The 24,013-nt window shown below is 56.7% G+C and carries 22 protein-coding genes; 7 read left to right on the top strand and 15 right to left on the bottom strand.

Going from position 1 to position 24,013, the window contains the following annotated elements; translation table 11 throughout:
- The first annotated feature begins 14 nt into the window (after positions 1-14).
- From FE848_RS03845 to bluB, 5 genes are read left to right on the top strand one after another with little or no spacing between them, the layout of a single operon-like run.
- Positions 15-1,346: a cobyrinate a,c-diamide synthase gene (locus FE848_RS03845; protein ID WP_200201429.1), complete on the top strand. Its 1,332-nt coding sequence runs from the start codon at positions 15-17 to the stop codon at positions 1,344-1,346.
- A 31-nt stretch (positions 1,347-1,377) separates the two neighbouring features.
- A complete protein-coding gene (locus FE848_RS03840) occupies positions 1,378-5,532 on the top strand; it encodes a cobaltochelatase subunit CobN (RefSeq protein WP_200201428.1) in 4,155 nt (1,384 codons plus the stop codon).
- 27 nt (positions 5,533-5,559) lie between these two features.
- Positions 5,560-6,171: a cob(I)yrinic acid a,c-diamide adenosyltransferase gene (gene cobO, locus FE848_RS03835; protein ID WP_200201427.1), complete on the top strand. Its 612-nt coding sequence runs from the start codon at positions 5,560-5,562 to the stop codon at positions 6,169-6,171.
- A gap of 3 nt (positions 6,172-6,174) precedes the next feature.
- Positions 6,175-7,686 (top strand): cobyric acid synthase, encoded by a 1,512-nt coding sequence (locus tag FE848_RS03830; RefSeq protein ID WP_200201426.1) that lies wholly within the window; start codon positions 6,175-6,177, stop codon positions 7,684-7,686.
- Positions 7,679-8,350: a 5,6-dimethylbenzimidazole synthase gene (gene bluB, locus FE848_RS03825; RefSeq protein ID WP_200201425.1), complete on the top strand. Its 672-nt coding sequence runs from the start codon at positions 7,679-7,681 to the stop codon at positions 8,348-8,350. The genes FE848_RS03830 and bluB overlap by 8 nt, the downstream gene beginning before the upstream one ends.
- 21 nt (positions 8,351-8,371) lie before the next feature.
- On the opposite strand, the gene FE848_RS03820 is transcribed toward bluB, so the two are convergent.
- The 13 genes from FE848_RS03820 to FE848_RS03760 are packed head-to-tail and all read right to left on the bottom strand — an operon-like array spanning position 8,372 to position 19,765.
- Entirely contained in the window at positions 8,372-9,277 is a 906-nt protein-coding gene (locus FE848_RS03820; RefSeq protein ID WP_200201424.1) for a F0F1 ATP synthase subunit gamma, read from the bottom strand.
- Entirely contained in the window at positions 9,261-10,859 is a 1,599-nt protein-coding gene (locus tag FE848_RS03815) for a F0F1 ATP synthase subunit alpha (RefSeq protein WP_200201423.1), read from the bottom strand. The genes FE848_RS03820 and FE848_RS03815 overlap by 17 nt, the downstream gene beginning before the upstream one ends.
- A gap of 35 nt (positions 10,860-10,894) precedes the next feature.
- Positions 10,895-11,665, bottom strand: coding sequence for a F0F1 ATP synthase subunit B (locus FE848_RS03810; protein WP_200201422.1), 771 nt, complete (start codon positions 11,663-11,665; stop codon positions 10,895-10,897).
- A gap of 8 nt (positions 11,666-11,673) precedes the next feature.
- Complete coding sequence (locus tag FE848_RS03805) at positions 11,674-11,952, bottom strand: F0F1 ATP synthase subunit C (RefSeq protein ID WP_200201421.1); 279 nt, start codon at positions 11,950-11,952, stop codon at positions 11,674-11,676.
- A complete protein-coding gene (locus FE848_RS03800; protein ID WP_200201420.1) occupies positions 11,949-12,647 on the bottom strand; it encodes a F0F1 ATP synthase subunit A in 699 nt (232 codons plus the stop codon). Before FE848_RS03800 ends, FE848_RS03805 begins: the two co-directional genes overlap by 4 nt.
- A complete protein-coding gene (locus tag FE848_RS03795; RefSeq protein ID WP_227715137.1) occupies positions 12,647-12,961 on the bottom strand; it encodes an ATP synthase subunit I in 315 nt (104 codons plus the stop codon). Before FE848_RS03795 ends, FE848_RS03800 begins: the two co-directional genes overlap by 1 nt.
- The gene (locus FE848_RS03790) at positions 12,958-13,260 is read right to left on the bottom strand and encodes an AtpZ/AtpI family protein (protein WP_200201419.1); all 303 of its coding nucleotides are present in this window, start codon (positions 13,258-13,260) and stop codon (positions 12,958-12,960) included. Before FE848_RS03790 ends, FE848_RS03795 begins: the two co-directional genes overlap by 4 nt.
- Entirely contained in the window at positions 13,257-13,667 is a 411-nt protein-coding gene (locus tag FE848_RS03785) for an ATPase (protein WP_200201418.1), read from the bottom strand. Before FE848_RS03785 ends, FE848_RS03790 begins: the two co-directional genes overlap by 4 nt.
- A complete protein-coding gene (gene atpD / locus FE848_RS03780; protein ID WP_200201417.1) occupies positions 13,664-15,040 on the bottom strand; it encodes a F0F1 ATP synthase subunit beta in 1,377 nt (458 codons plus the stop codon). Before atpD ends, FE848_RS03785 begins: the two co-directional genes overlap by 4 nt.
- 19 nt (positions 15,041-15,059) lie before the next feature.
- Entirely contained in the window at positions 15,060-15,983 is a 924-nt protein-coding gene (gene arcC / locus FE848_RS03775; RefSeq protein ID WP_200201416.1) for a carbamate kinase, read from the bottom strand.
- Between the two features lie 33 nt (positions 15,984-16,016).
- Complete coding sequence (locus tag FE848_RS03770) at positions 16,017-17,018, bottom strand: ornithine carbamoyltransferase (RefSeq protein WP_200201415.1); 1,002 nt, start codon at positions 17,016-17,018, stop codon at positions 16,017-16,019.
- Positions 17,019-17,036: 18 nt separating this feature from the next.
- The gene (locus FE848_RS03765) at positions 17,037-18,266 is read right to left on the bottom strand and encodes an arginine deiminase (protein ID WP_200201414.1); all 1,230 of its coding nucleotides are present in this window, start codon (positions 18,264-18,266) and stop codon (positions 17,037-17,039) included.
- A 14-nt stretch (positions 18,267-18,280) separates the two neighbouring features.
- The gene (locus tag FE848_RS03760; protein WP_310965364.1) at positions 18,281-19,765 is read right to left on the bottom strand and encodes a YfcC family protein; all 1,485 of its coding nucleotides are present in this window, start codon (positions 19,763-19,765) and stop codon (positions 18,281-18,283) included.
- Positions 19,766-19,988: 223 nt separating this feature from the next.
- Between FE848_RS03760 and FE848_RS03755 the strand changes: the two genes are divergently transcribed.
- A complete protein-coding gene (locus FE848_RS03755) occupies positions 19,989-20,654 on the top strand; it encodes a DNA-3-methyladenine glycosylase I (RefSeq protein ID WP_200201413.1) in 666 nt (221 codons plus the stop codon).
- Positions 20,655-20,670: 16 nt separating this feature from the next.
- Here FE848_RS03755 and cobS read toward each other — a convergent pair whose 3' ends face one another.
- Both cobS and FE848_RS03745 read right to left on the bottom strand, forming a co-directional pair.
- Positions 20,671-21,435, bottom strand: coding sequence for an adenosylcobinamide-GDP ribazoletransferase (cobS, locus tag FE848_RS03750; protein ID WP_200201412.1), 765 nt, complete (start codon positions 21,433-21,435; stop codon positions 20,671-20,673).
- A gap of 165 nt (positions 21,436-21,600) precedes the next feature.
- A complete protein-coding gene (locus tag FE848_RS03745) occupies positions 21,601-22,254 on the bottom strand; it encodes a peroxiredoxin (RefSeq protein WP_200201411.1) in 654 nt (217 codons plus the stop codon).
- 195 nt (positions 22,255-22,449) lie between these two features.
- On the opposite strand from FE848_RS03745, the gene FE848_RS03740 reads away from it, so the two are divergent.
- Complete coding sequence (locus FE848_RS03740; RefSeq protein WP_200201410.1) at positions 22,450-23,958, top strand: diguanylate cyclase; 1,509 nt, start codon at positions 22,450-22,452, stop codon at positions 23,956-23,958.
- Positions 23,959-24,013 lie beyond the last annotated feature (55 nt).

Genomic DNA, 24,013 nt, shown 5'->3' with positions numbered 1-24,013 from the left:
AAAATGGTAAGCCAATGAGTAAAGCCGTACCGGCCGTGATGATTACTGCGCCCGCCTCCGGGCAGGGAAAATCCATGGTGACAGCTGCGCTGGCCCGCTTGCATCGGAACGCCGGGCGCGAGGTGCGGGTGTTCAAACACGGCCCGGATTATCTCGACCCGATGGTGCTGGAGGTTGCATCCGGCCACCCCGTCTATCAGTTACACCCTTGGATGACCGGAGAAGATGAGTGCCGCTGGCGGTTGGCTGAGGCAGCACAAGACGCTGACCTCATTCTGATCGAAGGTGCGATGGGGTTGTTCGACGGCGATCCATCGAGTGCTGATCTGGCAAAGCTTATGGGTATTCCTGCATTGCCCGTGATCGACGCCAGTGGCATGGCTCAGACCTTTAGTGCTCTTGTGTTGGGGCTTGCACGCTTTGACCCAGATCTGTCTGTTTATGACGTGATTGCGAACAAAATTGGTAGCCCACGCCATGGTGAAATGCTGAAAGAGAGGCTGCCTGAAGGGATTCGTCTGTTAGGGGCTATCCCTAGAAACGACGCCATGAACATACCCGAGCGACACCTCGGTTTGATGCAACCGGCAGAGCTGGGCAACCTCGACCAGAAACTGGATGACGCTGCCCAAGTGCTGAAAGAGGCGGGGCTCGATGAATTGCCGAAAGCGGTAGAGATTCCCACCGTTGAACCGGCAACCAGGCCGAAAGCACTGTTGGCCGGCCTTCGTATTGCGATCGCTCGTGATGCCGCCTTTAGTTTTATTTATCGAGCCAACACCGAGCTGCTGCAGGCTATGGGCGCTGAGCTGCACTATTTCTCCCCGCTGGAAGACTCGGAACTGCCGCCCGCGGATGCGCTTTGGCTTCCCGGTGGATACCCGGAGCTGCATGGCAATACCTTGGCTGAGAATTCCGCGATGGCGAATGCAATTCGTGCCTTTCATAACGCAGGTAAGCCAATATTGGCGGAGTGCGGCGGCCTGATGGCCTGCGCGCAAGAGCTGTCGGATAAAGACGGCGTTGTACATTCGCTGTATGGCTTGATACCGGGGCGAGCGGGTATGGCCAAGCGCTTACAGGGCCTGGGTATGCACAGCCTGACGACGGAACAAGGCGAGTTGCGGGGCCACACTTTTCACCGATCCACGTTGGATACCACTTGGCAACCTGCTGCCCAAACTCAAAAACAGGCGGGCACCGGCAGTGAAGCTGTTTTTTGTGAGAATGCTCTGGTGGCCAGCTATTTCCACGGTTACTTCCCCTCAGCACCCGAACTTGTGGCGGCGATTTTCCGCGGTGAGGCACTGATATTTCCGGGCAACTCCGAGAAAAATCATTCGTAATCGACCATAACTTGTGAAAGGGCTTCCACGCATGCGATATCTGAAGGCTTTTCTGACGGCCATGACAGTAATGCTTTGGGCGTCTTCAGTGATGGCTGCTAGCGTCGTGGGCATTGTTTCTGAGCGTTCAGCCGCAGAAATGGCCGCTGGTGCTCACCGTTTTTTAGAACATAACCCAGACCACCGCGTGTTGCTGCGAACCCCCGATCAACTGGCCACTCAGAGCGACCAACAAGTGCTCGAGTTGCTCAAGAATGCCGATGCGATCGTGCTGGCGGCGGTCTTTGGTGACCAGGTGGAGCGCCTTGCCGGGTTGGTAAAAGACGTGGCAGCGGATGACACCGCTGGGCAGATGCCTGTGCTAGGTATCAACAGTGATTGGCGTATTTCACGGCTGTCTCAGCTCAATGGCGAAAAGCCATTGGCGGAGCTGGATGCCGCCGGGCTCAAGGCCTTGGTTGCGGCTCCGGCGGCCGGAGTTGATGCTGCTGAGGATTTGGTTGATCGACAGGCCCTGTTTCCCGCCCAGGCTGACTGGTTGGAAGGCCGCGCTTTCTATCAGGGCAGGACGCCGAAACATCTGGATGGCCTGATACGGTGGCTATTGGCCAAAGCGGGACACGACATGGGTTACGACAAGCCCGAGCCCCGTGCCAGTATCCGTTATTACCAGAATGGTGAAGCGAGCGCTGACGCTTCAGCATTGACGCTGACCGACACCCCCGTAGTCGTGGTTCTTGATCTGGATAGCGGAGACCGGCCGGGGGATCGGGACTTACTGGACGATACCTGTGCGGCCTTGGACGCTCGGGAGCTTCAGTGCTTTGCGATCCTGTCCCGATGGGGTGGTGCCAGCCTTGATGCCTTGCGCACGCTCGAAGAAGCGATTCAACCAGCAACATTGGCGGGTATTGTTAGCCTACAGGATTTCACCATTGGCGGAGGTGAGGGCCGCCGGGAGGTGACGGAAGAGCTGATTCGCCTCAACGTGCCTGTCATCAAAGGCCTTAGGCTGGCCTCCCGAACTCGCAATCAATGGCAGCTTTCCGTTGATGGTATCCCCACCGATCAGGTGCATTACAACCTGGCCATGCCGGAACTTCAGGGTGTAAGCCAGCCCATGGTACTGGCAACGGCGGAGCCTGAAGAGATAGACCCCCAAACCGGTGTTGCGCTGACGCTGACGCAACCGGTTCCAAACCGTGTGGCTGCATTGGCTGAACGCCTTAAGCGTTGGCAGGTGCTGCAAACCAAAGATAATGCCGACAAACGGGTGGCTATTGTTTATTACAACCATCCCCCCGGGCGCCAGAATATAGGTGCGGACAACCTGGATGTTCCAGCTTCACTGTTCCAAATGCTGACCTGGCTAAAAGCCGAGGGGTACAGCACCGGCCCGCTCCCTGACAGCCCGGAAGCCTTGCTAGATCTGATTCAACAGCGCGGGGTTAGTCTGCCGGATGACCCGCGCTCGATGAAGGAAATGGCCAGTGAGGTCCCGTCGATGAGCGCGCAAACCTACCAGCGTTATCTGCAATCTCTACCAAACGTTGTGCAGCAAGAAATAGCGCACGGTCCGCTGGGGTATCTCCATGAACGCTTGGAACAAGCCCATCAATTAGGGGAGCAGGACTTGGCTCTGGGCCTTCTGGATCGCGGCGTTAAGGATCTGCGGAATTTAATCGAGCATGTACAACACCCGAACCGGCCCACAGCCCTCGCCCAGCTTGATCAATACGAAGCACTGTGGAGCCAGCGCCTGAAAGAAGGCGGGAACAAAAGTGAATTGAACGAACAGCGAGTTTTATTGGCGGATACGGGCATACCGGGGCTGAAAGGCTGGGGTGAAGCGCCCGGGCTGTCGATGGTAGTCGATGACCGCTTGATCTTCCCCGGCCTGCGATTCGGGAATATTTTCATTGGGCCCCAGCCGCCAAGAGGTTGGGAGGTGGATGAAGAGCTGCTGCACGCGAATACCACTTTCCCACCAACGCACCAATACGTGGGCTTCTACCATTGGCTGAGAGACCACTATAAAGCCGATGCGCTGGTATACGTGGGGCGGCATTCCACCCGTGAATTCCTGCCACGGCGTCGCGCTGGCCTGACTGAGGATGATTACCCTGATTTGCTGGGTGGTAGTCTGCCCCTTATTTACCCCTACATCGTCGATGGAGTGGGTGAAGGCATTCAGGCCAAGCGGCGTGCGCTGGGCGTAATGATCAGTCATCTGACACCGCCCCTAGCGGTTACAGAATTGTACGACGATCTGCTTGAAATAAGGCAGTTGGTGGAAACTTGGGAGTCGGCGACCGATCCTGATAGCCCAACCCGTGAGCGGGCGCTGCAAATGCTACGCGAGAAAATCTTGCTGCTGGATATCGGCGACGATATCGAACAGGAAATTGCCAATGAAATGGGGCTTTCCGCAGATGAAGTTTCGATAGAAGAGCTGTCTCCAGAGCTACTGGTTCATGAAGCCGGGCACTATGTGACGGACATTCAGGAGCATTTCATGCCTCTGGGGTTGCATGTGTTTGGGCAAGACTGGACCGATGAGATGCTGGACACGATGCTGACCTCAATGGCGAGCAAGTCAGGCAAGCCAGAACCGAGCTGGCGACAGAGGTTGGCGATGTCACCCGCGGCTGAGCGGAAGAGCTGGCTGAACGCGCTTAATGGTCGTTTTGTAGCGCCCGGGCATGGCAACGACCCGTTGCGGACCCCGGATGTTTTACCAACGGGGCGAAATTTCCATGCCTTGTCTGACGACCTGATTCCGACGCGAGTGGCCTGGTCGCTGGCCGAGGATTTAGCCGCAAAAGCAGAAAAAACGGGCACCCGACAAAGTAACGAAAGTGATGCGCTGGTTCTCTGGGCGTCGGACACGGTGCGTGACGAAGGCGTGATGATTGCCTTCGGTCTGAAGCTTATGGGTATCCGCCCGGTGTGGAACAGTCGGGGCATTGTTAACGGCCTGGAGCGACTACCCGCAGGGCCGGGTACGGACAACCCGGTTCGTCGTAACGTGCTCTTTACCACATCAGGGCTCTTCCGGGATCTATACGGAAGCAAGCTGGAGTGGTTGGATCTGGCTTCTCGGTACGCGCTGGCGGGCGCGGCAAAAACCATAGCGACTGAGTACCCGGATTTGGCACCCGCACTCGATCAGGCTTTGTCGGTCTTGCCGGTAGCCCTGCAAAAACGCGGTAGCGAATCGCTGGAAATCAATGGCGTGGCCGCACGCTGGGTGGCCGATACCCGGGTTCTCTTGGCCGCCGGACAGTCGGCGCAGGATGCAGGTGACCAGGCGGCCTACCGAGTGTTTGGCACAGCGCCAGGTGCTTATGGGGCTGGGGTGAACAGGCTCGCTACCCGCACTGGCGCATGGCAGGGGCGGCAGCAGTTGGGCGACGCCTATCGTCGTCGAATGGGGCATGTTTACGGTAAAGAAAGCCTAGGTGAGCCGGCGCATGAGGCCTTTGACCGCCAATTGCTTTCCGTAGACAAAACCTATCTGGGACGATCCAGCCATTTGTATGGCCTGCTTGATAATGATGACGGCTTTGATTTCCAAGGCGGGCTATCCAATGCAGTGGAGCATTTGCGGGGTGAGCCACCGGAGAATATGGTTTTACAGTACAAGGATCCAAAGAACCCAACGGTGGACTCGCTTCAGCGGGCGCTGCAGGTTGAGCTTCGCGCCCGAAATTTGAACCCCCAATGGCTAGCACCGTTGATGGAGCACGGTTATGCCGGTGCGCGCACCATGGGCAGTGATTTTCTGGATAACCTCTGGGGTTGGCAGGTGACCAGTCCACAGGTGCTCCGCTCGAGTGTCTGGGATGACATCAATGAGGTGTATTTTCAGGATCGCCACGGGCTGGGCCTGAGTGACTTCTTGGCAGAAGAGCACAATGTTCACGTAAAGACCCATATGCAGGCCATTGCTCTACTGGCAGCCAAGCGAGGTTTCTGGGAAGTGAATGTGTTCACCCTGAAGTCCCTCGTGCGTGATTTCGCCGGTAATATCATTGATCATGGCTTGCCAGGAAGCGGCCACACCCGCCCGGATCATCCTTTGATGGACTGGGTTGCGGATCAGTTGGAACCGCAACAGCGGGAGGCTTTCGATTCCGCCCGCAAGGGTGGATCTACGACTTATCAGCTCGCACCCCAGGGCTGACATTCCAAAATGACCAGGAGAATACCCATGCGTGAACGCGCTAAAGACCCAGAACGCCACGCCAAGCGTATGGCAGCTAAGCAAAAAATCATGCAGGAGCGCATTGCCAACGCCCAGAAAGAACAGGGCATATTGCTGGTATTGACCGGCCCGGGCAAAGGTAAGAGCAGCTCCGGTTTTGGCATGGTGGCTCGTTCTTTAGGCCACGGTATGAAAGTAGGCATTGTGCAGTTCATTAAAGGTGCCTTCAGTACGGGTGAAGAAGCCTTCTTCCGGGATCTGCCCAATGTGGATTACCACGTGATGGGCCAGGGCTACACCTGGGAGACCCAGAACCGGGAGCAGGATGTGGCATCGGCTAATGCCGCATGGGATATCGTTGCGGGCATGCTGAAAGACGACAGTTACGATCTGATTTTGCTGGATGAGCTTAATATCGCATTGAAGTACGACTACATCGATCTGGACCGTGTGCTGGACGACCTGCAAGCCCGGCCGGAGATGCAACATGTGGTTGTCACCGGTCGCAGCGCCCCGCAGGAGCTGATTGATATTGCGGATACAGTGACAGAAATGGGTGTGGTCAAACACGCCTTCAAGGACCAGGGCATCAAGGCACAAAAAGGCGTTGAGCTTTAACCCATGACCACCCTCATGATCCAGGGCACTACCTCCGACGCCGGTAAAACTACTGTCGTTGCTGCCCTGTGTCGCTGGCTGGCCCGCCAGGGTGTGTCAGTGGCACCGTTCAAGCCGCAAAATATGGCGTTGAACAGTGCGGTCACCATTGATGGTGGCGAAATTGGCCGCTCAACAGCGTTACAGGCGCTGGCCTGCGGGCTTGAGCCCCACAGCGATATGAACCCGGTGTTGCTGAAGCCGCAAAGCGACTGTGGCGCCCAGGTTATTTTGCGTGGGCAGGTGCACGGCAATATGGATGCGCTGGATTATCACGCCTACAAAGCCGAAGCCATGGAGGCGGTGATGGCCGCCTGGCGTTCACTCAGCGAACGCTACGATGTAATCATTGCCGAAGGCGCTGGCAGCCCGGCGGAGATTAACCTGCGGGCCAACGACATCGCCAACATGGGCTTTGCGGAAGCGGCGGATTGCCCGGTGCTGTTGGTGGGCGATATCGATCGGGGCGGTGTGTTTGCCCAGTTGGTGGGCACTCTGGAGCTGATTTCTGCCAGCGAACAGCAGCGTACCAAAGGCTTTATTATTAACCGCTTTCGCGGTGATATCGGCTTGCTGGAACCGGGCCTGGACTGGTTGAGCGAGCGCACCGGAAAACCGGTCATTGGCGTGCTGCCCTATCTTCACGGCCTGATTGTGGATTCTGAAGACAGCATAGGCACATCCGGCACCAGCGAAGCCGGAGCACTCAATGTGGTTGTGCCGGTATTGCCGCGCATTAGCAACCACAACGATTTTGACCCGCTTCGGTTGCACCCGGGTGTAAATCTGCAGTTCATCGGGCCGGATCAGCCTATTCCTCCGGCGGATTTAATCATACTTCCCGGCAGTAAAAGCACCCGCACAGATTTGGACTTTTTGCACAGCCAAGGCTGGGCGCAAGCCATTCGTAAACATCTGCGCTACGGCGGCAAGGTGTTCGGTATCTGTGGCGGTTTCCAGATGCTGGGTAAGCAGGTGACTGACCCAGATGGGCTGGAAGGCGACCCGGGCAAAACGGATGGCTTGGGCTTGCTGGAAATGTCCACCAAAATGGTGGCCGGTAAACAACTGAAAAACGTGCAGGGCGTGCTAAACCTGACGGCAACGGATTCTGCGCAGGTAGAGGCCAGTTTCAGCGGATACGAAATGCACAACGGCGTGAGTGAGGGAGCGGCTCTGACGCGCCCGCTGGGCCGGATAAATGGCAGCAACGAGGGCGCGATGAGTACTGACGGCCAGATCGCCGGAACCTACGTGCATGGAATATTCGACGAGCCCACCGCCTGTGATGCAATCCTGCACTGGGCCGGGTTGAATCAGTCGGGCGCTGCGGTGGATTATCAGCAGCATCGCATGGCGCAACTGGACCGATTGGCGGATCAGATAGAGCAGCATCTCGATACCGCGTGGTTGCGCGAACTGCTGAACCTGAGCCCGATAGCGTTCACCCCGGAGGACACCAGGCACAATGAGTAATTCAGATAACAGCTTCAGTGACAGCGAGCGCGCCGGACTCTACCGTGCCATATACGAACGCCGCGATGTGCGCTCACAGTTTCTACCAGACCCGATTCCAAAACCCGTGCTGGCAAGGCTCCTGAAAGCCGCGCACCACGCGCCTTCCGTGGGCTTTATGCAACCCTGGGATTTTATACTCATCGACAGCCTGGACGTTCGCGAGCAGGTATTGGCCAGCTTCAATGAAGAGAACGCAAAAGCCGCAGACAATTACACCGGGGAGCGCCAGCAAACCTATCGCAGCCTGAAACTGCAGGGCATTACTGAAAGCCCGATGAATCTGTGTATTACCTGTGATCGCAGCCGCGGTGGCGCCCATGTGCTTGGGCGTAACTCCATTGTGGATATGGATCTGTTCAGTACCTGCCTTGCCGTACAAAACCTCTGGCTGGCGGCGCGGGCGGAAGGCATCGGTGTGGGTTGGGTCAGTATTATCGATCAAACCAGACTGGCCGATATTCTGAACCTGCCGGAAAACGTCTACCCACTGGCGTATTTGTGTCTGGGTTATGTCAGTGAGTTTCTGGACAAGCCGGAGCTGGAGACCAAAGGCTGGCGCTCACGCCTGCCGCTGGAAGAGTTGGTGCATGGAAATGGCTGGGGGAACCCCCTGACTTGGTGACCTTGGGGCGCAATTTGGGCCTTATTGCGGTTGCTCAGAAACCACCCGCTTCTTCGGCTTTTTCAACGCCTCAAACCCGATAATCACGTCCATCAACTCGTTGGTGATCTCCGTTTGCCGCACCGATCGAAGCTCCCCCTCCACCACCTCAATGCGCTCATCCACCGATTGCTCCGCCTGCTGCATCAAAGCCAGCCGGGCGGAGTTCTCTGTCACCATGGCTTCTGCCGAGGCCCGGAAAACGCTGGCAAAAATATGGCTGCGAATCAGGGATGACAACAGCGCGTCCGCTTCCATGGTGTAATCCGGAAGTGAGCGTGAATCCCAGTGTGTTTTACGCTCGAGTAGTGAGGGTGCAAGCGGAAGAAGGCTCTGTATTGTCGGTTCCCGCGTGCCGTGTTCGCCGCGCTGGGTAAACGCCAGAGTGACGGCCAGATGGTGCAACGGTTGGCCTCGGCTAAAACGGTCTATGCGGGTAACTATATCGCCAGCAAGGCGGCCTATGCCATCCGCAGACGCCGGTGGCAGCAAGACAGCTTCTGGCAGCAGGTCCTGATCATCCAGAGCATCGTTCATTTGCGCGCCGATACAGAGCAGGCGTTGCTTGCCGATCGTTTGGCTCTGGCAATGTTGCTGCACCACTTCTGCAAGCACCTCATTGTAATTGCCGCAGAGGCCGTGGTCGGAGCCGAACACGATGACCAGATGCTCCACAGCATTTTCCTGTCGCAGGTTGATACCACCAGTTCGATAAGCGAAGGCGGCAAAGCCCTGCAATATAGTCTGGTGATAGGCCTCAATCGAGCGGGCCGCGTGTTCATAAGGTGCCGCGTTAATCGCCGACAGGGTTTTCATGGTGTGAACGATGCCGCGAATGCTCGTCAGGGTGTCGCTGTGCCGGGTCAGCGTCTCAAGCGTCTGGGCCATGGCTGACCTCGTCTGAGCGGTTCGCAGACAGTGCGGTGCGAGCGGTTGTGATAATCCGTTCGCGGTCTTCTTTGCTCAACCCCTTGTTTTCGCTGATACGCTCGTCGATAAACTGGAAGTGTTTCCGGGCAGCGGCACGAATGCGGTCCATGGCACCGCTCAGTTGTTCTTCCGGCAAGGCATCGAAAAGCCCTTCCATTGCGGCAATCAAAACCGCCAGTTGCTCGGCGGGGGGCATGGGGTCACGCTCGGCCTGGCGCAAGGCGGTGCGAACGGCAGCGCCACGGGTGAGGCGGGCGCGGGTGGTGTCGTCCAGGCGTGTACCGAAGCGGGCGAAGTCTTCCAATTCTTCAAATTGCGACAGGGTAACCCGCAAGTTGCCGGCTACTTCGCGAAGGGTGCGGCTTTGCGCTTTGCCGCCCACGCGAGAAACGGACAGGCCCAGATCCACGGCCGGGAACTGGTTACGGCGCACCAGTCGTGGCGACAGGTAGATCTGCCCATCGGTGATGGAGATCAGGTTGGTGGGAATGTAGGCCGACAGGTTCTCCGCCTGGGTTTCCACAACCGGCAAGGCGGTAATCGAGCCACCACCGGCTTCCTGGGTAAACTGGCCGGCCCGTTCCAGCAGGCGGGCGTGCACGTAGAAAATATCGCCGGGGAAGGCTTCGCGCCCTGGTGGCCGGCGCAACAGCAATGATAGCTCGCGGTAGGAGCGCGCGTGGTGGGTAAGGTCATCAAAAATCACCAGCACATCCCGGCCCTGATCGGAAAAGTACTCTGCCATGGCCATGGCGGAGTAGGGCGCTATGTAAGCCAGCCCCGGTGTTTCTTCGTCACCGGCCGACATCACGATGCTGCGGGCCAGCATGTCGCCCTTTTTCAATGCTGCGATAACTCGGGATACAGCATCGCCACGCTGGCCAATGGCGCAATAGATGCAGACAACATCTGAGCGCGATTGGTTGAGCATGGTGTCTATGGCGATGGAGGTCTTGCCGGTTTGGCGATCACCGATGATCAACTCGCGTTGGCCGAGGCCTACAGGTACGGCAGCATCAATGGCTTTAAGGCCGGTTGCCAGTGGCCGGAAAATAGCTGAGCGGCTGAGAATGCCCGGTGCTTCTGCTTCAATGGGGGTTTCTGCAACAGCGGCGATAGCTCCCAAACCATCCCTCGGGCGGCCCATGGCATCAACCACACGCCCGAGCAACGCGGGGCCGACGGGCACGCTCACCACCTTGCGGGTGCGGCGTACATCCTCGCCCAGAGTAATCAGCTCGGAAGGACCAAGCAGAATCACCCCGAGCCGGCCAGGTTCCAGATCCAGCACTATGCCCTGAACACCGCATTCAAAAATCAGCAGCTCATCGGCCAAGGCTCGAGCCAGACCGGTCACAATTGCAACGCCATCGCCTACTTCGGTTACACGGCCTACTTCGGTTATTACCGGTGCTGGTATAGGCGCTGCCAGCAGGGATTCCCGCCATGTCTCGAACTGCCCGGCTGAATGCAATTCAGCGTGCGATTGGGGCTGTGATGGAGAGCGGTTTTTCGGAGCACTGTGATCGGTGTCGGCCATAGCGTTTAATCTATCCTTTTTATGCACAACCGGGTTTATGTGCCCGCCGGCTGAATGCGCCCGGAAGCACCCGCAGCCATGCGCTCGTTTAGCAGCGCATCAAATTCTTCGGTATAGCTGTCCACAGTCCAGGCTACCTGTGCGCCGCCAACCCGCAGAACCAGGCCTGGCGACTGTTGCGGGTCGCTTTCAAAGCGCAGGTTGATGCCTGGTAGCAAGCTTTTAACGTCAGCAAGCAGCAGCGCCTGTGCCGCTTCGGGCAAGGTGTCGCGTGTGGTTGCTACCGCCTCCTTGCTGTCGCCGGCAGCATCCGAGAGTTCGCCAGCAATAGGCCGCAAACGCGCGCTTACATGGCGAACGATAGCCTCTTCCAGGGATTCATCCGCAAGATCCCGCAGTGCTTTGCGGGTCAGCTCCAGCAGGGTTTCTTCGCCGGTACGCTGCAGCTGTGCGGTGAACTTCTGGCGTTCACGCTCAAGGTGCTTGTGCCAGTCTTGCTGTTCCTGCTCCAGCTTGGCGCGAGCTTCGGCCAGCAGGCTGTCGCGCTGATCTTCCGATTCCCTCAGGGCCTGTTTGACCACAGCATCCTGATCCGACAACAGCTGTTTTTGCTGCTGGCGGAATTCCGCTTCGGCAGCCTGGGCCTTTTTCTCGGCCTCTCCTGCCTCTGCCATGCGGCGCTTTATTTCAGCCTCACGGGCATCTATGCCATCAAGAATCGGACGGTAGAGAAAGCGCTTCAGCAGCCACACCAGCACCAGAAAGTTGGCGATCTGCGCGATAACGGTAATCCAGTCAATGGACATGATCGGCTCTAGCCTCCTGCGGCAACCTGCATGGCATCCCAGAACGGGTTGGCAAAAATAAGAATCATAGCCACCACAAAGCAGTAGATGGCGGTAGATTCAATCATCGCCAGGCTCACGAACAGGGTTCGTGACAGAGTTGGCGCTGCATCCGGTTGCTGTGCAATGGCGGCAATCGCAGCGGCGGCGGCTCGCCCTTCACCCAGTGCCGGGCCAATGGCGCCGATGGCAATGGTAAAACCCGCGGTAAATATCGAAATGGCCGCAATAATGGCTAGATCGGTCATGACTTATCCTCTTTTTTGAGCGCTGAAGCGTCTGGTTCTGCCGTGGCAGATGAAATGTAAACGGTAGCAAGAATGGCGAATATATAGGCCTGAATCATGCCGGTTAACAAGCCAAGCATGTCCATGACCACCGGGAAGAAAAACGGCGCGACGGTAAGCAGGATGGCCGCAATAACCGCCCCGCTCATTACGTTGCCGTAAAGACGGATGGCCAGTGAGATGCCCCGGGAGAACTCGCCGATGATGTTGAATGGCAACATGATGACCGAGGGCTCGATAAAGGTTTTGAGATAATGCCCTACGCCTCCACTGGCGATGCCGAACACCGGTACCGCCACCAGCACAGACAAGGCCAGTGCCGCTGTGGTGGATAGCGACGATGTGGGCGGTGAAAACCCGGGTACCACCAGCATCAGGTTTGATAAAGCGATGAACAGGAACAGGGTGCCGGCAAAGTACATCACGTGGCGTGCGGAGTTCCGGGTTACCTCTTCGATCTGGCCTTGAATCAGCTTTACGATCACTTCCAGCGAGGTGCGCCAGCGATTGGGCGGTACATCTGGCCGGAGGTTGCGGGTAATCAGCATGGAAATACCCACCAGTAACGCCATCACAATCCAGGTGTTAACGATGGTGGCGTTAACCTCCCAGCCGGCCAGCGTAAAAACGATAATGTCATCCGGGGTAAGCTGCATTATGCGCCCTCCTGTGGAGCCGTTGTGGGTGCCTTGCTGATTCTGGCCCAGAGCACGGCCACCAGCCGCGCCAGGAAAAACGCCAATGCGTAGCCGGCGATGGCCCAGTTACTGTCAGCGTAAGCCGTTACCAGAAAACCAACACCAAGCAGCACTGCAATCCGGCAAAACGAGCTGGCCATCAGCCAGAGGCCGGGCCGGTCAGAGCCCAGGGCGCGTCGCATGCCCCAGGCCAGCCCTATGAAGAACAGCGCACTGACGGGTAAACCAAATGAAAACCCCAGCAATACCGCTGGCCAATCTACAATTATCAACGTTTGTCTCCCTTGCGGTCTGGCCCTTCCCGTTCGATCCAGCTCCAGGCAATGATGCCTCCTGCAACCACGCCACCCAGAATCAGGGCAATGGGCCAGGAAAAGTTCTGTGGTGCTACGTCGTTCAGCCACAATCCCAGGAAAGCGCCCCCCACGGTGGGCACTGCAATCGACCAGCCGATGATTCCAAAGGCACCAAGCCCGCGCAGGGGGCTAACTCCGGGCTCATCGCTTGCGCGCTTCATGCGCTCGGCACTGCGCCGTATGTCTTCTGCTGAGCGATCGCTTTTTGGGCTCATACCGAGGGTTTCCGCAAGTCGCCAAACCGCCGCACTATTCCTGCTTCCAGCCGGGACAAAGCCGAGCGTGCAACCCGCTCTTCCTCATCCACTTCGATAAATGCAGCCTGAATGGTTTCGTTCAGGGATTCGAGATCCTTGCCCTGAACGCCTCGGCGTATGGCGATGTCTACCTGGTGGCCTTTTTTCATCAGCACACCTTCGTCCACACCAAAGAAGGCTTCGGTGCCGTCGGCTGATGTGAGAATCAGCACCGAGGGCACCAGCGCCGTCACAAAATCCGTATGGTTCGGAAGCATGCCGAAAGCACCGTTTTGCGCGGTGGCGAATAGCCGCTGCACGCTGCCTTCGAACAGGGTTCGGGTTGGCAGGCGCAGTGTTACCTGCATGGATTCGGCAAGGCTCATGGTTTTTTCTCCAGATCCTTCAGGGAGCCAATCATGTAGTAGTCAGTTTCGTTATCGTGAAACTCGCTCTGATTCAAGATGGTTTCGCAACCGTCCAGGGTGTCCTTGATCGACACGCGCCTGCCGCTGTCGCCGGTCAGCGCGCCGACGGTGAAAAACGGTTGTGTGAGAAAACGCTCAAGCCGCCGCGCCCGCGCCACGGTGGCCCGGTCGGCGGCTGAGAGCTCTTCCATGCCCAGCATGGCAATAATGTCGCGTAGATCTTCGTACTCGGCCAGGGTGCGCCTTACCGCCCGGGCAATGTCGTAGTGGCGCTGGCCAACGATGGCCGGAGTCAGCATAACCGAGGCAGAACCGAGGGGGTCCACCGCCGGGTAAAGGCCCTCACTGGCACGCTTGCGCGACAGCACCACCGAGGCGGAAAGGTGCGAGAAAATGTGCGCCGCGGCCGGGTCGGTGAAGTCATCAGCAGGCACATAAACCGCCTGGATTGAGGTGATGGCACCATTGCGTGTGGATGTGATGCGCTCCTGCAACGTTGCCAGTTCGGTAGCCAACGTGGGCTGGTAGCCCACCCGGGAGGGCATGCGACCCATCAGGCCGGAGACTTCCGAGCCCGCCTGCACAAAGCGGAAAATATTATCGATGAGTAGCAGCACATCCTGTTTCTGCACGTCGCGGAAGTACTCCGCCATGGTGAGTGCGGTTTTGCCTACCAGAAACCGCACACCCGGGGCTTCGTTCATCTGCCCGAACAGCATCACGGTTTTATCCCGCACACCGGCATCGCCCATCTCCCGGTAAAGCTCTTCCGCTTCCCGCGAGCGCTCGCCAATGCCGCAGAACAGGCTTACGCCCTGATAATGTTGAACCGTGTTGTTGATCAGCTCGGTAATCAGCACGGTTTTACCCACGCCGGCACCGCCGAACAGCCCGGTCTTACCGCCGCGCTCAATGGGGGAGAGCAAATCGATGGCCTTGATGCCGGTTTCCAGAATATCGCTGTGGATGACGCGATCTTCCAATGCCGGTGGGGGCTGATGAATGGATCGCCGCTCTGTGGCGGCAGGGGCGGGCTTGTCGTCGATAGGCTCACCAAACACGTTGAGCATGCGCCCCAGCACCGTATCACCCACCGGTACCTGAATTGCAGCCCCTGTCGCTTTTACTGGCATTCCCAGGCCCAGCCCACGCACCGGTGCCAGCGCCATGCAGCGCACGGCACCATTTTCCAGGAGCGAGGTTACTTCCATCGCCAGGCTGCCAGCGTAAACCAGATCTTGAATACGGGGTGAGGTTGCCGGAAACTTCACATCGACAACGCCGCCGCGAACGCCTACAACCTGTCCAACATCAACGATCTGATCCGACATGAATAACGGGCCCGAGTGATTAAGTGTTATGAGTGGCGTCTTTGCTGATGAGTGTGCCTGCGCGCCCACCCAGAATATCGAGTGCATCCTCCAGTCGGCCAATGCCACTGACACCTCCAGTGTCGGCGAAATTGCAGGCCGCCGCCACTTTTGGCCCCATGGAGCCCGCTGGTACATCGAGTCTGCGGGCATGTTCCGGTGTGATTTTACGAACCGGGGTTGCAGCCTGTGTATTGAAATCTTTATACACAGCATCCACGTCGGTTAAAAGCAGCAGGGCATCGGCTTTTAGCTCGCGCGCCAGTAAAGCGCTGGCGGCATCCTTGTCAATCACGGCTTCTACACCGGTCATGCTGCCGTCGTTACGGCGTAGCACCGGAATGCCACCACCTCCGGTGCAGATGATAATTACCCCCTGATCCAGTAGCAGTTTCAGTACCCGCATGTCGGGTATTTCTTTAGGTGCAGGGGAGGGTACGACTCTGCGCCATTTGTCGCCGTCGGCCGCAATGTGCCAGCCGGCTGCTGCTGCCCGGGATTCGGCTTCTGCCTTATCGTAGACCGGGCCGATAAATTTGGTGGGATTTTTGAAGGCCGGATCCTCCCGGTCAACCACCACCTGGGTGAGCAGGGTTGCCACAGGACGGCTATGGTTGAGGGCGTTTTCCATCTCCTGCTCGATCATATAACCGATCATGCCACCGGTCTCCGCGCCCAGCACATCCAGCGGGTAGGCTTCCTCAGGCTTGTATGCCGCGCCCTGCAATGCCAGCAACCCCACCTGGGGGCCGTTGCCGTGGGTAATCACCAGCTCATGTCCGGCCTGTACCAGTTTGGCCAGTGATTTCGCAGCAATTTTCACGTTGGTGCGCTGAGTCTTGGCGGTTAACGGTTCGCCGCGCTTTAAGAGGGCGTTACCGCCCAGAGCTGCAACAATCAGCATCCTGTGCATCCTTTTCAGCAGTTGGAGCCAGTATCAGGCCCCAAGTGTGGCTACCAGCACTGCCTTGATGGTGTGCATGCGATTTTCCGCCTGATCAAACACGATGGAGGCGGGGCTTTCGAAAACGTCATCCGTCACTTCCATGGCAGTAATGCCGAACTCGGCCTCTATTTCCTTGCCCACCGTGGTTTCGGTGTTGTGAAACGCGGGCAGGCAATGCATGAAGCGGGCTCGCGGGTTGCCGGTTTTTTCCATCAGGGCGGCGTTCACCTGGTAGGGCATTAACAGCTTGATGCGTTCGCCCCACTTTTCTTTCGGCTCACCCATGGACACCCACACATCGGTGTACACAAAATCGACGCCTGCTACGGCGGCATCAACGTCTTCAGTAATGGTGATCCGGGCACCTGTTTCCTGAGCGATAGCCCGGGCTTCGTCTTGAATGGACTGCTTTGGCCAACACTCTTTTGGCGCACACAAGCGCACATCCATGCCCATTTTGGCCCCGCCAATCAGCAGGCTGTCACCCATGTTATTGGCGGCGTCGCCAATATACACATAGGCCACTTCATGTAGCGGTTTCTCAACGTGTTCCTGCATGGTTAAAAAATCTGCAAGAATCTGGGTTGGGTGAAACTCGTCGGTCAGGCCGTTAAATACCGGCACGCCGGCATACTCGGCCAGCTCCTCAACAATTTTCTGGCCGAAACCCCGGTACTCAATGCCGTCATAAACGCGGCCCAGAACCCGGGCGGTATCCTTTACCGATTCCTTGTGGCCAATGTGGGTGCCTGAAGGCCCAAGATAGGTCACTCTGGCGCCTTGATCGTAAGCAGCCACCTCGAAGCCCACTCTTGTTCGGGTGGAGTTCTTCTCAAAGATCAGCGCGAGTTCTTTGCCAGTCAGCTGGGGCACCTCGGTGCCCGCGTATTTGGCCGCTTTCAGGTCTTTGGCCAGTCTCAGCAGAAAGCCGATTTCTTGCGGGGAAAAGTCCCGCAAGGTGAGGAAATGACGATTCTTCAGATTAAAAGCCATGGTCTTTGTCCTCCTGGATCAGATGGGGTCACGCATTGTGGGGCAACTCATGCAACGCCCACCGCCACGGCCACGGCCCAGCTCGGCACCCGGAATGGCCAGCACTTCAATGCCCGCGGCTTCCAGTGCTGCGTTGGTGTCGTCGTTGCGGTCGTAACCAATGACCACGCCGGGGCTTAGCGCCAACACGTTGTTGCCATCGTTCCATTGCTCCCGTTCCCGCTCGGCCGGGTTATCACCGCCGGTCGGTACAACCTCGAGGGATTTGTAGCCAAGAACGTCAGCCACCACATTAAAAAAGGGCCGGGGGTCCTGGCGGAAAGACAGGTGCTTTTTGCCTTCACCGGGGCGCAAGTCGTAGCAAATCAGCTCGTCAGCCATTTCTTTAAAGGCGGTAACCACGTTGCCGCCGCAGAAAGTAAAGATGGTGTCCAGATGCATGGCTGCACGGGTTTTGGGGATCTGGCAGGCAATAACCCGTTCCGCCGTGCCTCTTTCAAACAGAGCGTTAGCCAATTGCCCAACGGCCTGGGGTGATGAGCGCTCCCCCATACCGACAAGCACGGTGCCATTGCCTACCGGCATTACGTCACCGCCTTCAAGCGTGGCAAGGCCGTGGTTCCTGGTCGGGTCACCCCAGAGCACATCCACCTTGCCGGCAAACTTCGGATGGTATTTGTACACGCCAGCCATCAGCAGGGTTTCCGGTTGGCGCGCAGCCCAGTACATGGGGTTCAGGGTAACGCCCTCATAGATCCAGGCGCTGTTGTCCCGGGTGAACAGGTAGTTGGGTAAGGGTGGCAGTACAAAGCCATAGTGGCCAAGGTGATTACCGAAAAGCCCGGTGGGGTCAAAGGGCAAGTCGCCCACTTCCAGGCCGCCAATCAGATATTTTGAAAGTTCGGTGCCGGGGAGCTCGTCCATCCAGGCGCGCAGATCAGAGATCATCCCCACGCCTATGTCGTTCCAGGTAATCCGGTGGTCCAGAATCCACTTGCGGGCTTGCGGAATGTCCAGGGTTTCGGCCAGCAACTCGTTAACATCAAGTACCTCGACACCGCGGTCACGCATTACGCTGACAAACACATCGTGATCTTTCTGCGCTTGCTTCACCCAGAAAACGTCGTCAAACAACAGGGCGTCGCAGTTGGAGGGGGTCAGCCTCCGGTGTGCCAGGCCTGGGCGGCAGACAATCACCTGCCGCAGTTTTCCGGTTTCTGAATGTACGCCAAGCTTATGTTCAGACATGGTTCAGTCCTCCGTTAAATAAGTGCAGCTGCGCTGATAACCACCGAAATGAAGATGGTAAGGATCAGGAGCAAAGGCCAGATAAACGCTATCCAGCGGTCGTAGGAGACGCGGCCAATCGCCAGGCCACCGACCACTACGGCAAAGGTCGGGTTGATCAGGTTCACCAGGCCGTTGGCCGACTGGTAGGCGGTTACCACAAGGTCGCGCCCTACGTTGGCGAAATCAGCAAGTGGCGCCAGAATCGGCATGGACAGAACCGCCAGCCCGGATGACGAGGGCACAAAGAAGCTCATGCCTACTTCAATCCAGAACATCAGGTTGATAAACGCCAGTTCCGGCAGGCCACCGAGGGATGTTTCAGCGCTGTGCAAAATGGTGTCGGCAATCATGCCCTGATCCATAATCACGACAATGCCTCGCGCAAGCCCGACCACTAGAGCAACACCCAAGAGATCGCGTGCACCATCCACAAAGCTGCCAGTGAGCTCTTTCTCACCAAGGCGGGCAATAATGCCTATCACAATGGCGGCACCAAAAAACAGCGCACCCATGCGAGCCATCCACCAGTCCTGGGACGATACACCCCAGATCATGACCACGAAGGTGGCAGCGAAGATGAGGAGTGCAACAATCTGGGTTCTGGTGAGGGTAGACGTCTGGATTTCATCAGCATGCTTGCCCAAAAAGAGCCTGCGGTGTGCATCCCATTGCTTGGATACCACAGAGCGGGATGGATCCGCTTTTACTCGAAGGGCGTAACGCATAACGTAGGCAGAGCAAATCAGCAGGCCGCCAATGAGCAGGATAAAGCGCACCACAATGCCGTCAGTAAACGGGATTTGAGCTGCGTTCGCGGCGATAACCGTGGCAAACGGGTTGATGGTGGAGCCCAGTACGCCAATGCCGGCGCCCACCAGAATGATGGCTACCCCGGTTACCGCATCGTATCCTGCGGCCATCATGACCGGGATGAGAATGGCATAGAAAGCCAGGGTCTCTTCGGCCATGCCATAGGTTGTGCCTCCTATGGCAAAAAGGGTCATCAATATGGGTATCATCCAGATTTCATGGCCCTTGAGGTGTCGCATGGCGCTGCGTATCCCGGTATCAATGGCTCCCGTAGCGTTCATTACGCCGAGGAAACCGCCCAGGAAAAGTACGAACAGGGCAACATCAATGGCGTTGGCCACATAGCTGTCCGGATCATAGAAGCCGGCCGTGGGGGCAAGCATTATCTCCATAAAACCCTGAGGGTTGGGGTCGACCGTCTGGTAGGTGCCTGGCACGGCCACTTCACGCCCGACTTCTTCGTTCATTGCGCGGTCGTATTGCCCGGCGGGTATAATCCAGGTTAACGCCGCCACAAATATGATCAGCAAAAACAGAATGGTGTAAGCGGTGGGGAACCGCGTTGCCAGATCCTGTTCCGGGTCATTGTGTGAGTTATCCGGCGTGTTATCAGAAGGGGTTTCAGGGGATCGGAATTCATCATCCACAGCGCATCTCCTTTTATCTGCACAGGCAGTGTGTAGAGCTAATGAAGGGACTCGACTCCAGCTGAGAGCAATATGTTCTTGTGCAGCCAGGAGCGAGCACGATTTCCGGATCGTTAACCCCAAGGTAGTAGAAATATGAGAAAATGTTTTGAGTTAGGTCACTATTAATTAAAAAGCGACATTAATTCTTGGCCATCTATTACTAAATCGATGATGAGACGTTATGGGTTTTTCAAAGATTCACGAACGTGCGATTGCACGTAAAGGCGGCATCGAAGAGCTGAATGCCCTGCTGCCCAAATTGCCGGCTGCGACTGCGCTGGAGGCGCGGGCAGACGATCGCTACCTTTCGGAGATTACCCGCTGCGTATTTAAAGCCGGTTTTGTGTGGCGAGTTATAGATAACAAATGGGCAGGTTTCGAAGCGGCCTTCCATGGCTTTGTGCCTGCCTACTGGCAGCAGGTACCGCCAGACGTATTGGAAGAGCTGGCTCAGGATGAGCGAATTGTGCGCAACATGCAGAAAATCCGCACTGTGCCGGAGAATGCCCGAATGATTATGGATGCGGCGCGGGAACATGGCAGCTTTGGCGCATTCCTGAGCCAGTGGCCGTCGGAAGATCAGATGGGCTTGTTGCTGTGGTTAAAGCGCAATGGCTCTCGCTTGGGCGGTAACAGCGCCCAGTACTTTTTGCGTATGGTGGGCTGGGACGGTTTTATCCTGTCCCACGATGTTGTTGCCGGCCTGCGCCATGCCAATCTTCTGGATGCTTCGCCCACGAGCAAGAACGGATTGCAGCAGGCACAGGCAGCGTTTACCGCCTGGCACCAGGAAACTGGTCTGCCGTATAGCCAACTGTCGCGCATACTGTCGTATTCAGTAGATTGAGGGTGCAGTCTAAGGGCTAGAGCCCGAGCAAAAAGACCAGCTCACAAAACACCACACTGGCCCCCAGTGCGTCGCCGGTGTAACCGCCCAATTGCTGTTTCAGATACCAACCCCAAAGCAACGCCACGGCAATAATGGCAGTGACTGCGGCCAGCCACAGCCCCGGCAACCAGAGGCTGAAAGCCAGAGCCACCAACGCGGTAAACCCGCAACTGACCAGCAAGCGGTTGCGCGAGAAGCCTTCCGCAATAGGTTTGCTTTTGCTCTTGTCCGGGTCGGTTACATAGGGCAAAAATGCCATCAACAACAGTGGCGTCAGCCTGCTGATCGCTGGCGCTACCAACATCGCCAGCCAGATGCTTTGGGCATCCATCAGCAGCGCAGCTTTCAGGCCCAAAGCCATGACTAATGCCACGGTGCCATAGGTGCCGATGCGGCTGTCTTTCATAATCTCCAGGCGCTTCTCAACGGTATATCCACCACCCAATGCATCCACACTGTCGGCCAGACCGTCTTCATGGAAAGCGCCGGTAACAAACAAGTGGAAGCACAAAACCAGCAGCACGCACACCAGCGGGCTCCAAGCCAGATTAAGCAGCGCAAACAAGCCGGCATATGAGGCACCGAGCAAAAGCCCTACCAGCGGGAAGTACATGCTGCACTGGTTCATCAGCTTCTGGGAGTAATCAATGCGAGCGAGCATGGGAATGCGGGTGAGAAAGCCAACGGCCAGCCAGAAGGCTTGCCATTCATTGGAAAGCTGATGTGTTTTTGTGGGCATGTGCGACTCGGTTCAGCTGAGGGTGTTCCCTCGGGCAGTGAAACGCCGGCTAACGGGAGTGTCTGGAAGGTATCATGAGTGCGGATGTTTTTCCTGAAGGAATCGCCCTTCCTGGCCATTAACAAGCCAGGAAGGGCAGCCTTTTCTAACGAATACTATCGATGCTTACAGCTCTTTGGTGCAGTAGTAGAAGTCTACACAGTCGTACTCGCCGGAGCTTACGCGCTGGTCAGCCTCTGCCGCAGTGGCTGCGGGTGGCACGATAACGCGATCACCTGGCTGCCAGCCTTCAGGCGTTGCTACTCCGTGCTCGTCACTGGTCTGCAGGGCATCCAGCAGGCGCAGGAATTCCGGAATAGAACGGCCGTTGCTCATGGGGTAGTACACCATCGCCCGCAGCACGCCTTTCGGGTCGATCATGAAGGTTGCACGGACCGCAGATGTGTCTGCAGCACCCGGGTGAATCATGCCATAAGCGCGGGCAACATCCATTTTAAGGTCGGCGATGATCGGGAAGGGTATCTCGACGCCAAACTTCTCCTTGATGTTACGCATCCACGCAATGTGTGAGTGGTGGCTGTCTATGGACAGGCCCAGCAGCTCGCAATTGCGCTTGTTGAATTCCGGCGCCATCTTCGCGAAGGCCATGAATTCAGTGGTACAGACCGGTGTAAAGTCAGCCGGGTGGGAGAAAAGCACCAGCCATTTGCCCTTGTAGCTGTCGAGGGTCTTTACGCCATCGGTAGTGGGGGCGTTGAACTCAGGGGCGCGTTCATTCAAACGTGGCAAACCGAATACTGGGTTGTTTGATTGTTCCATGGTATGGCTCCTATGCCGTTGGTGTTGAGTTCACTATAGCTCTATAGGTTCTTAATGGAATAAGGATATTCTAATTGGTGCTATAGGTGATTTTTATCAACAGATCAGATGCGCTGCTCAGAAATAGCTCTGCGTGGCACTGTGGACTACACTTTTTTGAACAAGGCAAATTCGCGGTAAGCAAATGAGCAGCCCATGACAGAACAGGCTGGTAAGCGTCAATGGTGTGCCAATACGGACTCACCGCTCCGGAAATTGGTTTCGGCTATTCCCGATGTGCTCAGCACATATTGGCTAAGCGCGGATGGTGAGGCGCATCGGTTTTTGTTTATCAGCGAGCAGGTGCAGAGCCTGCTGGGCATCGCTCCGGATATATTGCGGGAAAGCGCAGATGCTTTGTTTGCTGCGGTCCATCCAGATGATGTGTCTGCTGTAAGAGCGAGTATTGTTGAGTCTGCTGCAGCCCTGACCCCATGGGAATATCAGGCTCGAGTAAAAGTGAAGGCCGGGCATTATGAATGGTTTGAGGCCCACGCAGTGCCGGAACGTCAGGGCGATGGAAGTACCATCTGGCATGGCCAGTACCATAATATTCAGTGTTACAAAGACCTTGAACACACACTCAGGGAACGCGAGGCAGAATCAGCATTCCAGGCTGATTTTCAGAAGCTGATTGCCAATCTGTCGACCCAGTTTATTAATCTGGGCTTTGGCACTATTGATCAATGCGTTACCGAGTTATTGAAAACCATTGGCAGCTTTTTTGAGGTGGACAGGGCCTACTTGTATGAGTTTTCTCCGGACTACCGTGTTATGGATAACACTCACGAATGGTGTTCCGCCGATGTGCAACCCCTTATTGATGATCAGCGCAATGTGCCAACTGACGACTTTGAATGGTGGAAGTGCAAAATCAACGAAATGGTGAGTGGCAACCGGGTCATCTTTGTTGAAGAAATAGAACAGATACCGATCGGCCCCGAGCGTACGATGCTTGAGGAGCAGGGTGTGTGCTCAATGTTTTGTGTGCCGGTTCGTGTGCGAGGTGTGGTAACCGGCTTCTTTGGCGTGGATTCCATCCGTAAGCGTGCCTGGCGAGAAGACCAGGCAGACCTCCTGATTATCGTATCCAGCCTGCTTTCGGGTGCGCTTGAGCGCAACCGGCTTGAGAGTGAGCTTCTTAACCAATCCATTCGTGACCCCTTAACCAAACTGCACAACCGCCGCTATCTGATGCCAAGGCTTCATGAAATGCTGAGCCGTGCCAGCCGTTACGGGGAGCCCTTTGCGCTGGCCATGTTCGACCTCGACCGCTTCAAGCAGATTAACGACTCCATCGGTCATTTGGGCGGTGATAACTGCCTGCGTCATTTTGCCGATATTCTTCTGGAACAAACCCGGGAAGCCGATGTGGTGGCGCGCTTTGGTGGGGAGGAGTTCGTGGTTGCGTTCAGCGGTATAAGCCCGGCAGGTGTACGACGTATTGTAGGCCGTATTCTTTGTGCCGTGCGCAATCATGATTTCGTTCTTGAGGGTCAAGTCGTGCCGTTAACGGTGAGTGCCGGTGTTGCTGATATCAGTGAACTGGATGTTGTTCCAACCTGGCCTGACCCGCTGATCCGGTTGGCAGACGACAGGCTTTATGCTGCAAAGCAGGCGGGGCGCGACTGTCTTGTTGATGTATTAGGGGTATCGCGCATATAGGAAAAGAGAATTTCACCTTATATTCCGTTTTGGTATATCCTTAGAATGTAAATGT

The sequence above is a fragment of the Marinobacter sp. 1-3A genome, from assembly GCF_016597775.1.
GTDB lineage: Bacteria > Pseudomonadota > Gammaproteobacteria > Pseudomonadales > Oleiphilaceae > Marinobacter > Marinobacter xiaoshiensis.
The sequence above is the reverse complement of the archived record's forward strand: the minus strand, read 5'-3'. Positions and strand labels throughout refer to the sequence as shown.

Coding starts and splice junctions, on each gene's coding strand:
- FE848_RS03845 (WP_200201429.1), top strand. CDS start 15: ATGAGTAAAGCCGTACCGGCCGTGATGATTACTGCGCCCGCCTCCGGG.
- FE848_RS03840 (WP_200201428.1), top strand. CDS start 1,378: ATGCGATATCTGAAGGCTTTTCTGACGGCCATGACAGTAATGCTTTGG.
- cobO (WP_200201427.1), top strand. CDS start 5,560: ATGCGTGAACGCGCTAAAGACCCAGAACGCCACGCCAAGCGTATGGCA.
- FE848_RS03830 (WP_200201426.1), top strand. CDS start 6,175: ATGACCACCCTCATGATCCAGGGCACTACCTCCGACGCCGGTAAAACT.
- bluB (WP_200201425.1), top strand. CDS start 7,679: ATGAGTAATTCAGATAACAGCTTCAGTGACAGCGAGCGCGCCGGACTC.
- FE848_RS03820 (WP_200201424.1), bottom strand. CDS start 9,277: ATGGCCCAGACGCTTGAGACGCTGACCCGGCACAGCGACACCCTGACG.
- FE848_RS03815 (WP_200201423.1), bottom strand. CDS start 10,859: ATGGCCGACACCGATCACAGTGCTCCGAAAAACCGCTCTCCATCACAG.
- FE848_RS03810 (WP_200201422.1), bottom strand. CDS start 11,665: ATGTCCATTGACTGGATTACCGTTATCGCGCAGATCGCCAACTTTCTG.
- FE848_RS03805 (WP_200201421.1), bottom strand. CDS start 11,952: ATGACCGATCTAGCCATTATTGCGGCCATTTCGATATTTACCGCGGGT.
- FE848_RS03800 (WP_200201420.1), bottom strand. CDS start 12,647: ATGCAGCTTACCCCGGATGACATTATCGTTTTTACGCTGGCCGGCTGG.
- FE848_RS03790 (WP_200201419.1), bottom strand. CDS start 13,260: ATGAGCCCAAAAAGCGATCGCTCAGCAGAAGACATACGGCGCAGTGCC.
- FE848_RS03785 (WP_200201418.1), bottom strand. CDS start 13,667: ATGAGCCTTGCCGAATCCATGCAGGTAACACTGCGCCTGCCAACCCGA.
- atpD (WP_200201417.1), bottom strand. CDS start 15,040: ATGTCGGATCAGATCGTTGATGTTGGACAGGTTGTAGGCGTTCGCGGC.
- arcC (WP_200201416.1), bottom strand. CDS start 15,983: ATGCTGATTGTTGCAGCTCTGGGCGGTAACGCCCTCTTAAAGCGCGGC.
- FE848_RS03770 (WP_200201415.1), bottom strand. CDS start 17,018: ATGGCTTTTAATCTGAAGAATCGTCATTTCCTCACCTTGCGGGACTTT.
- FE848_RS03765 (WP_200201414.1), bottom strand. CDS start 18,266: ATGTCTGAACATAAGCTTGGCGTACATTCAGAAACCGGAAAACTGCGG.
- FE848_RS03755 (WP_200201413.1), top strand. CDS start 19,989: ATGGGTTTTTCAAAGATTCACGAACGTGCGATTGCACGTAAAGGCGGC.
- cobS (WP_200201412.1), bottom strand. CDS start 21,435: ATGCCCACAAAAACACATCAGCTTTCCAATGAATGGCAAGCCTTCTGG.
- FE848_RS03745 (WP_200201411.1), bottom strand. CDS start 22,254: ATGGAACAATCAAACAACCCAGTATTCGGTTTGCCACGTTTGAATGAA.
- FE848_RS03740 (WP_200201410.1), top strand. CDS start 22,450: ATGACAGAACAGGCTGGTAAGCGTCAATGGTGTGCCAATACGGACTCA.